This window comes from Streptomyces sp. NPDC056169 (genome assembly GCF_042268445.1).
Lineage (GTDB): Bacteria > Actinomycetota > Actinomycetes > Streptomycetales > Streptomycetaceae > Streptomyces.
In genome coordinates, this window is sequence record NZ_JBHJUO010000005.1 from 39,015 (window position 1) to 54,067 (window position 15,053).

9 protein-coding genes are annotated in these 15,053 nt (G+C 72.4%); 1 reads left to right on the forward strand and 8 read right to left on the reverse strand.

The annotated features are described in order from the left end of the window. Window positions 1–145 precede the first annotated feature (145 nt). On the forward strand, window positions 146–1,258 hold the full coding sequence (locus ACFC0G_RS09210) for a PucR family transcriptional regulator (RefSeq protein ID WP_376399648.1): 1,113 nt from the start codon (window positions 146–148) through the stop codon (window positions 1,256–1,258). Here the strand turns inward: ACFC0G_RS09210 and ACFC0G_RS09215 are convergent. From ACFC0G_RS09215 to ACFC0G_RS09250, 8 genes are all read right to left on the reverse strand, one after another. Then, complete coding sequence (locus tag ACFC0G_RS09215) at window positions 1,255–5,451, reverse strand: trypsin-like peptidase domain-containing protein (protein WP_376399651.1); 4,197 nt, start codon at window positions 5,449–5,451, stop codon at window positions 1,255–1,257. The genes ACFC0G_RS09210 and ACFC0G_RS09215 overlap by 4 nt on opposite strands. A gap of 6 nt (window positions 5,452–5,457) precedes the next feature. Beyond that, on the reverse strand, window positions 5,458–5,769 hold the full coding sequence (locus ACFC0G_RS09220) for a trypco2 family protein (protein WP_376399654.1): 312 nt from the start codon (window positions 5,767–5,769) through the stop codon (window positions 5,458–5,460). Between the two features lie 147 nt (window positions 5,770–5,916). Then, a complete protein-coding gene (locus tag ACFC0G_RS09225; protein ID WP_376399657.1) occupies window positions 5,917–6,492 on the reverse strand; it encodes a TetR/AcrR family transcriptional regulator in 576 nt (191 codons plus the stop codon). A gap of 89 nt (window positions 6,493–6,581) precedes the next feature. Next, entirely contained in the window at window positions 6,582–8,171 is a 1,590-nt protein-coding gene (gene serA, locus ACFC0G_RS09230) for a phosphoglycerate dehydrogenase (protein WP_376399660.1), read from the reverse strand. Between the two features lie 237 nt (window positions 8,172–8,408). Further along, window positions 8,409–9,410 carry a ketol-acid reductoisomerase gene (gene ilvC / locus ACFC0G_RS09235; RefSeq protein ID WP_024756290.1) on the reverse strand — a complete coding sequence of 334 codons (1,002 nt, stop codon included), beginning with the start codon at window positions 9,408–9,410 and terminating at the stop codon, window positions 8,409–8,411. A gap of 119 nt (window positions 9,411–9,529) precedes the next feature. Further along, the gene (ilvN, locus tag ACFC0G_RS09240; RefSeq protein ID WP_024756291.1) at window positions 9,530–10,057 is read right to left on the reverse strand and encodes an acetolactate synthase small subunit; all 528 of its coding nucleotides are present in this window, start codon (window positions 10,055–10,057) and stop codon (window positions 9,530–9,532) included. Between the two features lie 31 nt (window positions 10,058–10,088). Further along, the gene (locus tag ACFC0G_RS09245) at window positions 10,089–11,939 is read right to left on the reverse strand and encodes an acetolactate synthase large subunit (protein WP_376399664.1); all 1,851 of its coding nucleotides are present in this window, start codon (window positions 11,937–11,939) and stop codon (window positions 10,089–10,091) included. Between the two features lie 228 nt (window positions 11,940–12,167). Next, window positions 12,168–14,999 carry a putative bifunctional diguanylate cyclase/phosphodiesterase gene (locus ACFC0G_RS09250; RefSeq protein WP_376399666.1) on the reverse strand — a complete coding sequence of 944 codons (2,832 nt, stop codon included), beginning with the start codon at window positions 14,997–14,999 and terminating at the stop codon, window positions 12,168–12,170. Window positions 15,000–15,053 lie beyond the last annotated feature (54 nt).

A 15,053-nucleotide genomic window follows, 5' to 3' on the forward strand; every position in this document is an offset into this window, starting at 1 on the left:
ACCCGATCTTTCGTAAGAAAACGGGAACAGCACGGAGAACCACCGTGAAACCTATGGATCGCTCCGATCCTCTGCCATCGACAGCTGTCACGCATCCGTGCGCGGCATCTCATACACATGTCTGAAGGGGTGCGAGAATGGCGTCGTGAAGGGCGATTACCAAGAACTGGTCGACGAGATCTCCGCGCTCCTGGGCGCCCCGGCGACGCTGGAGAACCGCGATTTCGGGCTGATCGCCTTCGGGGCGCACGACAGTGACGACGACGCCGCGATGGACCCCGTCCGGACCCGGTCGATCCTGACCCGGAAGTCGACGCCGGCGGTCCGCGCCTGGTTCGAGGGCTTCGGCATCACCCGGGCGACGGGCCCGGTCCGTATCCCGGCCGCCCCGGACGCCGGGGTCTTCCGGGACCGGATCTGTCTTCCCGTACGCCATCGGGGCGTCGTCCTCGGATACGTCTGGCTACTGGACGCCGAGCCCGGCCCCACGCCCGCCCAGCTCGCGGCCGCGATGGAGGTCGCCACCCGGATCGGCGGGCTCCTCGCCGACGAGGAGCGCGCGGGCGCCGACCTCTCCCGCGAGTTCGCCGCGGTGCTGACCGCCGGGCGCGGCTGGCAGAACGACATGGCCGTCGCGGCGCTCCGGGCGGCCCTGGGGCCCAGCGCGGAAGGACTGCACACCGTCGTCTGCGTCACCCCCTGGCAGGGCGAGGCCCCCGCGATCCGGGCGGTCCCCGGCGCGGCGGCCGTGGCCACGCTCCCGGAGGCCCAGTCCCTCGCCGTCCTCGTACGGCTGCGCACGGCCGACGACCTCTCCCCCGCCCACACGGCCGCGGACCGGCTGCGCGCCGCCGCGCCGGCCGGTATCGCGACGCCCCGCCGGGGTCTCGGGGAGCTCCCGGCGGCCTGGCGCGAAGCGAGCACGGCGGCCCGGGCCGCCACGGCGCAGCCGAAGCTCGGCCCGGTCGCGGAGTGGGCCGGGATCGGCCCGTACCGGCTGCTCGCGGCGCTCTACCACCCCGAGATCGACCCGGCCGTCGCGCCGCTGCTCGCCCCCGCCCACGCCGAACTGGCCCGCACGGCCGAGGTGTTCCTCGACAACGCGGGCCAGGCGGGCCGTACGGCGGCGGCCCTGGGCATCCACCGGCAGACCCTCTACTACCGGCTGTCCCGGGTCGAACAGCTCACGGGCCTGGACCTGGACGACGGCGAGGACCGCCTCCTGCTCCACATGTCCCTGAAGTCGGCCCGGCTCTAGGAGAAGCCTCCGGGAGCCGCGTCGGGGTCCGGGGAGCCGCCGAGCAGATCGATCGTCAGCGGCGCCAGTTCCGGGTCCGCGAGGAGCACCGCCGGCAGCAGGGCCGGGGTGCGCTGCCGGTCGGCGAGGAGGCGGACCACCTGGCGTCGGGAGCGCGCCGGATCGACGGCCGTCCCGGCCGTCACCAGCGCTGCGAGCGCCTTCTCCTCGTCCGCTCCGCCCTGGCGTGAGACGAAGCAGGCGAAGGCCTCGTCCAGGGAAGCGACCGCCCCCGCGTGCTCGCCCCGCCGGGCCAGGGCCTCCGCCAGGGCCGCGAGCGCCGGCACCCGGTGGTCCGGGTGGGCCGCGTGCATCCGTCGCAGGAGTCCGCGGACCTGCCCGAGGCGCCCCGTCCGGGCGGCCGCGACCGCCAGGCGCGACGAGGCGCGGGAGCGCGCGTACGCGGCCGCGTCCCACAGGTCGACGGCCTGCCGCGCCAGGTCGAACAGTTCGTCGGCGAGGGGTTCGTGCCCGCGGATGGCGGCGATCTCCGCCACGACGGCCAGTGCCTCCGCCCGGTCCGGGGGCATGGAGATCCCGAGCGCTCTCCGCCGCGCCCCGTCGAAGTCCCAGCGGACCGCGAGGGTGATCGCGGGGCCCGACGGCGGCCACGGGGCACCCAGCGGGCGGACGAGCTCGGCGAAGTGCTGGGCCCAGCTCGGTTCCCCGGCCCGTACGGCCAGGAAGGCGGCCGTCGCGACGGGGTCGTCCTCCCTGCCGCGGTGGACGACCTGGCCCGAGGCCGGGTGCGCCTCCCGTGCCAGGTCGATCAGACGTGCGGTCAGGTCGAAGTACCCGCCCTCGGCGGCACCGACGGCGGCGAGCCGCAGCAGGAGACCGCGGTGCGCGCTGTCGCTGAACGCGGCGAGCGTCCGCACCCGGTCCAGGTCACCCGCCCGCGCCGCACCGACGGCCAGCGCGGCCGCCGCGCGTTGCGCCCAGTCGTCGTCGCCGTCGGCGAGGGCGAGCACCCGCTCCGACTGGTCGAGCCGCCCGGTGCGGCCGACCGCCTCGGCCAGGGCCAGTCGTTCCCAGAAGTGGCGTCCCGGAACGGTCAGTGCCCGCAGGATCCGCTCGGACCGGTCCGGCCGCCCGCATTTCGCGTTGACGGCGGCGAGATCCCGGCGCGGGTCTTGCTGACTGCCTGCCGCCGAGCCCGATGCGGGCAGCCGCTCGGCACGGTCGAGGAGCCGTCCGGCCCGCTCCGCGTCCCCTCGCTCGTACGCCGCCTCGGCGCACGCGGAGAGAGCGGCCGGCCGCTGCCGCACCTCGCCGACCTCGTCGGTCAGGGCGTCGGCCCGCTCCTGATCCCGGAGAAGCTCGTACAAGGGGGCGAGCCGCGCCCGCGCCCGGTCCCGGTGTCCTGGGCCGGTCGCCGAAGGCATGCGCGTGACCGCCTCTTCGGCCAGCCGCCGGGCGGTGCCCTCGTGACCCGTACGCGCGGCGGCCTCGACGACGTCCGGCACCACGAGCAGATACGCGTCGGAATCGAGCCCCCGCAGCGCCGCCTCCGCCGCCGCCAGCGCGCGCAGGCAGTCGGCCACGTCGCCGCGCTGTCCGGCCGCGCGTGCGAAGCACGCCAGCACCCTCGCCCGCTCCGCCCCCTCGCGAGGTACGGGAAAGGCGGCGAGGGCCCCGTCGAGCCCCCTGACGAGCGCCGACCGGTAGGCGACCTCGCCTTGCTGAGCGGAGGCGACGGAGCGCTCGGTGCGGACAAGTCGCTCCGCCGTGCCGATGAGCGCGAGGGCGGCGTCCCGCTCACCGACCGCCGCGTGCTCCCCGGCCGTCTGGGCGAGGGCCTTCGCCGTCAGGTTCGCGCTGTCGTCCTCTTGCGTCCTCAGGGACTCCGCGGCCGCGTACAGCAGCTGCCGCCCCAGCTTCGGTGCGTCCAGGCCGAAGGCGGCCCGGCCGACGGCGGCCAGCCCGGGAGCGTCCCAGACCGCGCCCGCGGGGCTGTGCCGGGCGGCTTCCCAGGCCTGCTGGGCGAGGCCGTGGAAGCGTTCACGCTCGCCCAGGTGCGCGGCGACGAGGGCGATGCCCGCGTACGCCCGCGCGGAGGACCAGATCACGGAGGCCAGATAGTCCGCCCTGGCCCACTGGCCCTGCTCGGCCCAGCCGATCGGGATCTCGGCGGGGAACCCGAAGCTGGGGTCGGCCGGGACCTCGAAGAGCCGGTAGCGGCGCATCGCCAGGACGGCCGCGGCGCCCAGGCCGTCTCCCTCCCACTCGGCCAGCGCCTGGAGCGCGCCGGTGATCTCCCGCGCGGCGTCGGTGTCGTGGCCGGTGCGGCGTTGCCACAGCGCCACCCGCTCGGGGGACGGCAGGACCGTGAGGCGGGCCGTGTCGGAGGAGGCCAGGAGCACGGCGGGGTAGTGGGCGACGAGATAGTCGGGGGTGTCGTCGGGCCAGGCGCGGCGCGCGTAGCCGTCCGCCCAGGTGTGCAGGGCCTCGCGGTGCCGTGCCGCGGCGGCGCCGATCTCGGCGAGGGTGGCGCGGCGCAGCTCGTCGTGGGCGAAACCGAAGCGTTCGGCGGTCCCCTCGGCCCCGCCGGCCGCGTCGGCGACCGAGGACAGGTCGGCGACCGAGGACAGCACCCGCGCCGGGACCGAGCGGACGAGGGTCCTGAGGTCGTACGGGTCGGGGGCGCCGCCCGCCGTCTCCAGCACGGCACCCAGGTCGTCCAGGGTCATCGGGCCGCCGACGGCGAGGGTGCCGAGGACCGTGCGTACGTCGCGGTCGGGCAGCAGGGTGGTGAGTTCGTCCGTGGCCCGTTCGCGGAGTTGGTCCGCCCGGCGGGTCGGGGACAGCGGCACCCTGGGGCACCGCTCCTCGTCGCGCAGGGGATGGTCACGTGGCACGGCCGCCGGGATGGGCGGCATCGCGCGGCTGAGGACGAGGACGTGGCCGGTGGCGCCGGTCTCGGTGGGCAGCAGGGCGGCGATCGGCGGCGACTCGTCGTTCTCGTCGAGGCCGTCGACGAGCAGCAGCAGGTTCCGGCCGTGGAACGCGGCCCGGTCGTTCGCCCGCTGCCAGAGGCTGTCCAGGGCGCCCTGCCCGGAGAACGTCTGCGGCGGGTCGCCGAGCAGTGCGGCCAGTTGGTCGCAGACCTCCTGCTGGAACTGCCGGGTCTGTTCGCCGAAGCTGCGGGAGACGAAGAACGACACGACGTCGATGTCGGGCGGCGGGAAGGCCGCGAAGCGTGCGGCCAGGGCGGTCTTCCCCGCCCAGGGCGGACCGGTGATCCACCGGTACGAGGCATGGGGAGGTGCGTACGACGGGTCGCGGTCGGAGCGGTCGCGGTCGGGCTGCCACAGGAGGGGACCGGGGTCCGGCCCGCCGCGCGTGTACCACCAGGGGTGGGAGCGCGCGAACCTCTCGATCTCCGCCAGCTCCGTCTCCCTGTCCTGCAGCTCCCCCGCCTGGCGGGCGAGCCGCCGGACCCGCCGGGTGTAGGCGGCCGTGCGGCGCACGGGACGCAGGTCGGGCTCGACGCCGTCGGCGAGGAGGAGGGACCGCAGGTCCGGGTCGGCGGCGACGGCGGAGAGCGGGGTGGCGTGCAGGACAGGGGCGTCACCGGCCGCGGAGACGACCACGCCGATCAGGGTGTCCTCGGCGAAGACGGCCCCACCGGACAAGCCGCGCCAGCGCGCTCCGACCGCGTCGGACCGTGCGTGGCCCCGGAGTTCGAGGCGGCCGGTCTTGACGTACGAGTGGGTCGCGACCTCGGCGGTCACCTGGTAGCTGTCGCGGACCGCGACCCGGTCGGCGTCGACGAGACCGGCGAGCGCGGGAAAGCCGGTCGCCGTGACGGGGACGATACGGGCGGGGTCGGCGTCCAGCCGGCCGAGCGCCGGCGGCGGGGAGGCGCCGCCCGGGGCGGACGGTCCGGTCAGCCGGACGAGGGCCAGGTCGGTCTCGGGCGCGGCCGACCGCCAGACGGGCTCGGCGGGATGGAGTGCGGGGCGCCCTCCGAGACGTACGGACACCCTGCTGTCCGCGGGGGCGTCGTCGAGCAGGTGGCGGGCGGTCAGCACCAGCCGCTCGCCGAGGAGGTAGCCGGAGCCGAAGACGCACCCGCCGCCGTCCGGGCCGACGAGTATCTCGGCCACGCGCTCCAGGGCGGGCTGTCCGATGGACCCGACGGAGACGGTCATGACCCGTCAGCGAGGCTGCCCGGGCAGCCGGTCGCCGACCTTGACCGGGCCGTTCACGCTCTCGGGGGTGAGGGAGAGGGTGATGCGCTGCCGGGACTCGGCGGTCTGCTTCCCCGAGCCGCCGACGCCGACCACCCAGAACTTGAGCTCTCCGGTGGCGCCGGCCTCCCGGGTGGTGGCGATCTCCAGCTCCAGTTCCACCGGCCCCACGCTGAAGTGGAGGTCCTGTCCGCTCGCCGCGTCCTGGGCCCTGCGGAGCTCGCTGCGCAGCGCCCCGATCCACTCGGCGAGTCCGGCCACGGGGGAGACGTCCGTCATCGGCGACCCTCTCGGTTTCCCGGGATCGGCATCCGTCGCACCGGATGCCCTGGTGTCCCATCGTGGCACCCGAACGGCGGGGCGTCCGGGGAATCGGTGATCTCCCGTCGTTCCCCGCGCTCATGACCCGCCATCGGCTCCGGCCCGTCAGCCCTCTTCCATCAGCACCTTGAGACCGGCGGTGAGGTCGTCCGCGCTGGGAGCCGTCTCCGGGTCGACCATCCACTGGATCATCACGCCGGTCGCGAGGGCCTGGCAGAGCAGTCCGGCGACGCGGGCCTTCTCGGGGTCCCGCTCCGGGTCGATGCCGAGGAAGCCCTGGGCCATGCCGAGGCGGCCCTCGCGCTGGGGTTCCTTGATGGCCTCGCGGAGCTTCTCGTCGTCATCGATGCGGGTGACGACCTCGGTCTGGAGCTTCCAGACCGGGCGGCTCGCCCCGGCCGCGGCGATCACCTGCTCCCAGACGGCGTGGAAACGCTCGTACGGGTCGGCCGGCAGTGCCTCGGCGCCCTCCGCGCCGGCCGCCCCGGCCTGGTCCCCCCACTCCTCGGTGAGGGTCAGGAAGGCCTGCTGGAGCAGGGCGTCCTTGGATCCGTAGTGGTAGCCGATGGAGGCGAGGTTGGTGCCCGAGGCGGCGACGATGTCGCGCGCCGTGGTGCGCCCGTACCCCTTCTCCAGGAGGCAGCGCTTGGCGCCTTCGAGCAGGTCTTCCTTGTGTCCCATGACAGCACTGTACCCGGCCGATAGACAATCGTGTAAGACGAACGTCTAGAAGCCGGGTACACGTACACGCGTGCGTACGGGGTGGTGCGTCAGATCAGGTTGACCGAGCGGGCCGAGGTGGCGCCGATCTCCTCGGAGATCTCCGCCAGGACGGCCGCCGGCAGCGTGTCGTCCACGGTGAGCACGACGAGCGCCTCGCCGCCCTCCTCCGCGCGGGAGACCTGCATGCCCGCGATGTTCAGACCGGCCTCGCCGAGGATCCGGCCGACCGTGCCGACGACGCCGGGGCGGTCCTCGTAGCGCAGGACGACCATGTGGTCGGCGAGCGCCAGGTCCACGTCGTAGTCGCCGACCGCGACGAGCTTCTGGAGGTGCTTGGGGCCGGCCAGCGTGCCGGAGACCGCGACCTCCTCGCCGTTCGACAGCGTGCCGCGCACGGTGACGACGTTGCGGTGGTCGGGCGACTCGGAGCTCGTCGTCAGCCGGACCTCGACACCGCGCTCCTGCGCGAACAGCGGGGCGTTGACGTACGACACGGTCTCGTCGACCACGTCCTCGAACACGCCCTTGAGCGCGGAGAGTTCGAGCACCTTCACGTCGTGCTGGGTGATCTCGCCGTAGACCTCGACGTCGAGACGGGCCGCGACCTCGCCCGCGAGGGCGGTGAAGATCCGGCCGAGCTTCTCGGCGAGCGGCAGACCCGGCTTCACGTCCTCGGCGATGACGCCGCCCTGGACGTTGACCGCGTCCGGGACCAGCTCGCCGGCGAGCGCCAGGCGCACCGAGCGGGCGACGGCGATGCCGGCCTTCTCCTGGGCCTCGTCCGTGGAGGCGCCGAGGTGCGGGGTGCAGACGACCTGGTCGAGCTCGAAGAGCGGGGAGTCCGTGCAGGGCTCCTTCGCGTACACGTCGAGGCCCGCGCCGGCGACCCGGCCCTCCTTGAGGGCGGAGAAGAGCGCCGCCTCGTCCACGATCCCGCCGCGCGCGGCGTTGACGATGCGGACGGAGGGCTTGACCTTGTGCAGCGCCTCGTCACCGATGAGACCGAGGGTCTCCGGGGTCTTCGGCAGGTGGACGGTGATGAAGTCCGCGACCTCCAGGAGCTCGTCCAGGGCCAGCAGCTTCACCCCCATCTGGGCGGCGCGGGCCGGCTGCACGTAGGGGTCGTACGCGACGATCTTCATGCCGAAGGCGGACATGCGCTGGGCGACCAGGACGCCGATGCGGCCGAGGCCGACGACGCCGAGGGTCTTCTCGCTCAGCTCGACGCCCGTGTACTTGTTGCGCTTCCACTCGCCGTTCTTCAGCGCGGTGTTGGCCTGCGGGATGTTGCGCGCGGTGGCGACGAGCAGACCGCACGCGAGCTCCGCGGCCGTGACGATGTTCGAGGTCGGTGCGTTGACGACCATCACGCCGGCCTTGGTGGCGGCGGAGACGTCGACGTTGTCCAGACCGACACCGGCACGGGCGACGACGCGGAGCTTCTTCGCGGCGGCGAGCGCCTCGGCGTCGACCTTGGTCGCGGAACGGACCAGGATCGCGTCCACGTCCGCGATGGCGGGGATCAGCTCGGCACGGTCCGCGCCGTTGCAGTGCCGGATCTCGAAGTCCGGGCCCAGCGCGTCGACGGTGGCGGGCGACAGCTCTTCAGCGATGAGTACGACAGGTTTCGAGCTCACGTGAGTCCTCACAGATCCAGTGCGGACGGCCGTCCCGACGGCCGCAGGCGGTGGAGGGGGCTTGCCGCGTGAAAGCGCACGACGCTGTGGGCCTGACGCGTATGTTGTTGAGAAGTGTAGTGGTGCGTCGGCGCAGCTCATACGCCTCGTTGGAAGGATCACCCGTCCGTGGTTGGACGAGGTGTCCAACGATGGGGGGAGGGGCCGGACACACTGTCCGGCCCCTCTCCCGAAGGCTTACGCCTCCTCGTCGTTCACCCAGCTCATGAGCTTCCGCAGCTCCTTGCCGGTGGTCTCCAGGAGGTGGTTGGCGTCCTGGGTCTTGTACTCGTTGTACTTCTTCAGGCCGCCGTGGTACTCGGCCATCCACTCCTTGGCGAAGGTGCCGTCCTGGATCTCCGCGAGGACCTTCTTCATCTCGGCCTTGGTGGCGTCGGTGATGATCCGCGGGCCGGTGACGTAGTCGCCCCACTCGGCGGTCTCGGAGACCGACCAGCGCATCTTCTCCAGGCCGCCCTCGTACATGAGGTCGACGATGAGCTTCAGCTCGTGGAGGCACTCGAAGTACGCGATCTCCGGCTGGTAGCCGGCCTCGGTCAGCGTCTCGAAGCCCGCCTTGACCAGCGCCGCGGTACCACCGCAGAGGACGGCCTGCTCACCGAACAGGTCGGTCTCGGTCTCTTCCTTGAAGGTCGTCTTGATGACGCCCGCGCGGGTGCCGCCGATGCCCTTGGCGTACGAGAGCGCCAGCGCGAAGGCGTTGCCGGTCGCGTCCTGCTCGACGGCGGCGATGCACGGAACGCCGCGGCCTTCCTCGTACTGACGACGGACCAGGTGGCCCGGGCCCTTCGGGGCGACCAGGGCGACGTCGATGCCCTCGGGGACCTCGATGAAGCCGTAGCGGACGTTCAGGCCGTGGCCGAAGAAGAGGGCGTCGCCCGCCTTCAGGTTGTCCTTGATGGACTCCTCGTAGACCTTGGCCTGGATCGGGTCCGGGGTCAGGATCATGATGAGGTCGGCCTCGGCCGCGGCCTCGGCGACGGAGACGACGCGCAGGCCCTGCTCCTCGGCCTTGGCCTTGGACTTCGAGCCCTCCTGGAGACCGACGCGGACGTCGACACCGGAGTCACGGAGCGACAGCGCGTGGGCGTGGCCCTGGCTGCCGTAGCCGATCACCGCGACCTTGCGGCCCTGGATGATGGACAGGTCGGCGTCGGCGTCGTAGAAGAGCTCGGCCACTGGAAATCTCCTTGAGGTGCTGGTGTTGCGTCCCACCGTACGGGGGAGCGCTTGAGGGAAGCTTTGGGGTCTCGGCAGTCGGACCGCCGGATGGACCGGCGGTTGACCTCCGATGACTCTCAGGCGCTGCGGTCGAGGGCGCGCAGCGACCGGTCCGTGATGGACCGGGAGCCGCGCCCTATGGCGATCGTGCCGGACTGGACGAGCTCCTTGACGCCGAACTGCTCCAGCATCTTGAGCATCGCGTCGAGCTTGTCACTCGAACCGGTGGCCTCGATGGTGACCGCCTCGGGCGAGACGTCCACGGTCTTGGCGCGGAACAGCTGCACGATCTCGACGATCTGGGAGCGGGTCTCGTTGTCGGCGCGGACCTTCACCAGGACGAGCTCGCGCTGGATCGCGGCGCTGGGCTCGAGTTCGACGATCTTCAGGACGTTGACCAGCTTGTTGAGCTGCTTGGTCACCTGCTCCAGGGGCAGGTCCTCGACATTGACCACGATGGTGATGCGGGAGATGTCGGGGTGTTCGGTGACACCGACCGCGAGGGAGTCGATGTTGAAGCCGCGGCGGGAGAAGAGCGCGGCGATCCGGGCGAGGATGCCGGGCGTGTTCTCGACGAGAACGGAGAGCGTGTGCTTGGTGGACATGTCTGGGTCTCTTCCTTGTCGCTCTTCGCTGTCAGTCGTCTTCGCCGTCGCCGAAGTCGGGGCGCACGCCCCGCGCGGCCATGACCTCGTCGTTCGAGGTGCCCGCGGCGACCATCGGCCAGACCTGGGCGTCCTCGTGGACGATGAAGTCGATGACGACCGGACGGTCGTTGATGGCGTTCGCCTCGGCGATGACCTTGTCCAGGTCGGCCGGGTCCTCACAGCGCAGGGCGACACAGCCCATGGCCTCGGAGAGCTTGACGAAGTCGGGGACGCGGGTGCCCTTGTTCGCCTGGACGTCGTCCGGGCCGGAGTGCAGGACGGTGTTGGAGTAGCGCTGGTTGTAGAACAGCGTCTGCCACTGGCGGACCATGCCGAGGGCGCCGTTGTTGATGATGGCGACCTTGATCGGGATGTTGTTCAGCGCGCAGGTGGTGAGCTCCTGATTGGTCATCTGGAAGCAGCCGTCGCCGTCGACCGCCCAGACCGTGCGGTCCGGCATGCCGGCCTTGGCGCCCATCGCGGCGGGGACCGCGTACCCCATCGTCCCGAGGCCGCCGGAGTTCAGCCAGGTGGCCGGCTGCTCGTAGTCGATGAAGTGGGCGGCCCACATCTGGTGCTGGCCGACGCCCGCGGTGAAGATCGTGCCCTCGGGGGCGAGCGCGCCGATGCGCTGGATGACCTGCTGCGGCGAGAGGCTGCCGTCCTCCGGCATGTCGTAGCCGAGCGGGTAGGTCTCGCGCCAGCGGCCCAGGTCGCTCCACCAGGCGGTGTAGTCGCCCTTGTTGCCCTCGCTGTGCTCGGCCTGGACGGCCTGGACCAGGTCGGCGATGACCTCGCGGGCGTCACCGACGATCGGGACGTCGGCGGCGCGGTTCTTGCCGATCTCGGCCGGGTCGATGTCCGCGTGGACGATCTTGGCGTACGGGGCGAAGCTGTCGAGCTTGCCGGTGACGCGGTCGTCGAAGCGGGCGCCGAGGGCGACGATCAGGTCGGCCTTCTGGAGCGCGGTGACGGCGGTGACCGAGCCGTGCATGCCCGGCATGCCGACGTGCTGCGGGTGGCTGTCGGGGAAGGCGCCGAGGGCCATCAGGGTGGTGGTGACCGGGGCGCCGGTCAGCTCGGCGAGGATCTTCAGCTCGGCGGTGGCGCCGGCCTTGATGACGCCGCCGCCGACGTACAGCACGGGCCGCTTGGCGGCGGAGATCAGCTTCGCGGCCTCGCGGATCTGCTTGGCGTGCGGCTTGGTCACCGGGCGGTAGCCGGGCAGGTCGGTCTGCGGCGGCCAGCTGAAGGTGGTCTTCGCCTGGAGGGCGTCCTTCGCGATGTCGACCAGGACCGGGCCGGGGCGGCCGGTGGAGGCGATGTGGAAGGCCTCGGCGATCGTCCGCGGGATGTCCTCGGCCTTGGTGACCAGGAAGTTGTGCTTGGTGATCGGCATCGTGATGCCGCAGATGTCCGCCTCCTGGAAGGCGTCCGTGCCGATGGCCTTGGAGGCGACCTGGCCGGTGATCGCGACGAGCGGGACGGAGTCCATGTGCGCGTCGGCGATCGGGGTGACGAGGTTGGTCGCGCCGGGGCCGGAGGTCGCCATACAGACGCCGACCTTGCCGGTGGCCTGCGCGTAGCCGGTGGCGGCGTGGCCCGCGCCCTGCTCGTGACGGACCAGGATGTGGCGCACCTTCTTCGAGTCCATCATCGGGTCGTAGGCGGGGAGGATGCAGCCGCCCGGGATGCCGAAGACGGTGTCGGCCCCGACTTCCTCGAGAGAGCGGATGAGGGCCTGCGCGCCCGTGACGTGCTCGACGGCGGAGGCGGGCTGCGCGCCGTTACGGGGCCGCGGCTGCGGATGGTGCCCGGTGGCCTGGTCGGTCATCAGCATCTCTTCTCGAAGCAGAGGGTGTTTGCGAGGCGTTTTGCGAGGGTTTGCGTTGCTCTGGGGGTGATCCAGTGCAACAAAAAACCCCTCGTGCCGTGAGGCAAGCGAGGGGAGCGCGTCGGGTGCTTTCTCAGCTGGGCCTGTGGTGGCCCCGCTTCAGCCGACGCGCTTTCCAAGTACGAGAATTCGGGTGCGCATGGCACTGACCCTCCCTCTCCCACCTCACGACTGTCAAGTGGGTGGGACGGGCGTCTCAGTATTTGAGCGGAACGGGGGACGGTTTCCGGCCCGTACGGGGACCCCTCCGGGGAGCGGGTACTCGTCCCGTACGAGGGCCCTGCGCAGGCGGTACTCGTCGAGCGGGCCCGAGAAGGCCATGCCCTGGGCGTGACTGCAGCCCATCGCGCGCAGCGCGAGCACCTGCTCCGGTACGTCGACGCCCTCGGCGACGGTCTGCATCCCCAGTTCGCCGGCGATGCGGAGCACCCCTCTGGTGATCTTGCGGAGCCTGGCGGACTCGACCACGCCCTCGACGAGCCCTCGGTCCAGCTTCAGTATGTCGACGGGGAGCCGCCGGAGGGCGTCGATCGCGACATGTCCGCTGCCGAATCCGTCGAGGGCGATCCGCACGCCCAGACGGCGCAGGGTCACGAGGCGCTGTTCGAGTTCGTCGAGCGAGGTCCGGGGGTCGCTGTCGGCGAGCTCGATGATCAGCGAGCCGGACGGCAGCCCGTGCCGGGTGAGCAGCGACTCGATCGAGCCGAGCGGGAGCGAGCGGTCGAGGAGGCGGCGGGCGGAGAGCCGGATGGACACGGGCGCGCGGTGGCCGATTCCCGCCCGCTCGGCGGCCTGCTCCACCGCCTCTTCGAGCAGCCAGCGGCCGAGTTCGGCGGTGCGCTCGCCGTCGTCGGTGACGCGGAGGTACTCGGCGGGAGTGAAGAGGATGCCCTGGGTCGAGCGCCAGCGCGCCTGGGCGCTGACGGCGGAGATCCGGCCGGTGCCGAGGTCGACGACGGGCTGGTGGAGCAGGGCGAACTCGCCGTCGTGGAGGGCGGTGCGCAGCCGGGCGGCCAGCTCGGTCCGCCGGACGACCTCGGCCTGCATCTGCGGCGCGTACAGCTCGACCCGGTCCTTGCCCGCGGCCTTGGCGCGGTACATCGCGAGGTCGGCGTTGCGCAGGAGGTCGCCCGCCTCCATGCCGGGCTCGGCGAAGGCGACGCCGATGGAGGCGGCGACCCGCACCTCGTTGCCGCCGTCGACGCGGTACGGCCGGGAGAGCGTGAGCCGGAGCCGGTCGGCGATCTCCTGGACCTGGGTCTCCCGGGCGTCCTGTTCGCGGCCGCCGTCGCCGAGGATGAGGGCGGCGAACTCGTCCCCGCCGAGCCGGGCGGCGGTGTCGCCGGCCCGGACGGACTCCTGGAGGCGGCGGGCGGCCTGGACGAGGAGGTCGTCGCCGGCCTGGTGGCCGAGGCGGTCGTTGACCCCCTTGAAGCCGTCGAGGTCGATGAAGAGCACGGCGGTGCCGGGGTCGGAGGCCCTGCGGCCGCTGAGCGCCTGCCGGACCCGCCGGGTGAAGAGCGCCCTGTTGGGCAGGTCGGTGAGCGGGTCATGCTCGGCGTTGTGCTGCAACTGGGCCTGGAGGCGGACCCGTTCGGTCACGTCCCGGCTGTTGAAGATGAGGCCGCCCTGGTGGCGGTTGACCGTCGACTCGACGTTGAGCCAGTCGCCGCGGCCCGAGCGGAAGCGGCACTCGATGCGGGTGGTGGGCTCCTCGGCGGGCGAGGCCGCGAGGAACCGGCGCACCTCGTGGACGACGGCGCCGAGGTCCTCGGGATGGATGAGGGAGGCGAGCTCGGAGCCGATGAGCTCCTCGGCCTCGCGTCCGTACACGCCGGTGGCGGCCGGGCTGACGTAGCGCAGTATCCCGGTCGGCGCGGCGATCATGATGACGTCGCTCGAACCCTGCACGAGGGACCGGAAGTGGTTCTCCTTCTGGGCCAGTTCGTGGGTCAGTGCGATGTTGTCGAGGAGCATGATGCCCTGCCGTACGACGAGGGCGAGCACGACCGTGCAGCCGGTGAGGACGACGACCCGGTCGACCCTGCGGCCCTCGACGACGTTGTACAGGATGCCGAGGGTGCAGACCGCGGCGGCGAGGTACGGGGTGAGGGCGGCGAGCGAGCCCGCGACCGGGCGGCTGTGCAGCCACGGACCGCGGGCGGGGGCGGCGCTGTCGGGCAGGCGCCGCACGCCCCAGGGCGCGTACGCCAGGAGCAGGGAGCCGGCGAACCAGCCGGCGTCGAGGAGCTGGCCCGAGGCGTAGTTCTCGCGGAGCAGCGGCGAGGTGAACAGGGCGTCGCACAGGACGGTCAGGGCGAGCGCGGCGATCGCGGTGTTGGTCGCCGAGCGGTTCGCCTGGGAGCGCCGGAAGTGCAGGGCCAGGACCATGCTGACCAGGACGATGTCGAGCAGCGGGTACGCGAGCGACAGGGCGGCCTGGGCGACGGACTCGCCGTCGAAGTGCGCGGTACGCGCGAGGGCGAGGCTCCAGGAGAGCGTGAGCAGGGAGCCGCCGATGAGCCAGGCGTCGAGCCCGAGGCAGACCCAGCCGGCCCGGGTGACGGGCTTCTTGGCCAGGACGAGGAGTCCGACGATGGCGGGCGGCGCGAAGAGTAAGAAGAAGAGGTCGGCGACGGAGGAGTCGGGCACCTGCGTCCGCAGGACGACCTCGTACCACCCCCACACCGCGTTCCCCGCGGCGGCCATGAAGGAGGAGAAGGCGAAGAGCAGCCACGCGGGGCGGTCGCTGCCGCGGTGGGCGCGGGCGTAGAGGAAGCAGGAGACCGCGGCGGTGAGCGCGGCGATGCTGAGCCCGAAGTCACCCATGAAGAGGGCGAGTTCCGGCGATCCCCAGCCGAGCGACGCGCCGGTCGTGTAGCCCGCGCAGATGAGCACCAGGGCGACCTGGGAGACGATCGAGCCGATTCCGGAGCGGTCGCGGCCGGGGTTCTTGGAGTCGCCGCCGACGGGGCCGCGCACGATGACGGCCCCGGGCGCGCTCACCGGTCCCTCCGGCGTCGCGCCACCGCACCCGGACGGCTCGTGCGGACGCGCGGG

Coding starts and splice junctions, on each gene's coding strand:
- ACFC0G_RS09215 (WP_376399651.1), bottom strand. CDS start 5,451: ATGACCGTCTCCGTCGGGTCCATCGGACAGCCCGCCCTGGAGCGCGTG.
- ACFC0G_RS09220 (WP_376399654.1), bottom strand. CDS start 5,769: ATGACGGACGTCTCCCCCGTGGCCGGACTCGCCGAGTGGATCGGGGCG.
- ACFC0G_RS09225 (WP_376399657.1), bottom strand. CDS start 6,492: ATGGGACACAAGGAAGACCTGCTCGAAGGCGCCAAGCGCTGCCTCCTG.
- ilvN (WP_024756291.1), bottom strand. CDS start 10,057: ATGTCCACCAAGCACACGCTCTCCGTTCTCGTCGAGAACACGCCCGGC.
- ACFC0G_RS09245 (WP_376399664.1), bottom strand. CDS start 11,939: ATGCTGATGACCGACCAGGCCACCGGGCACCATCCGCAGCCGCGGCCC.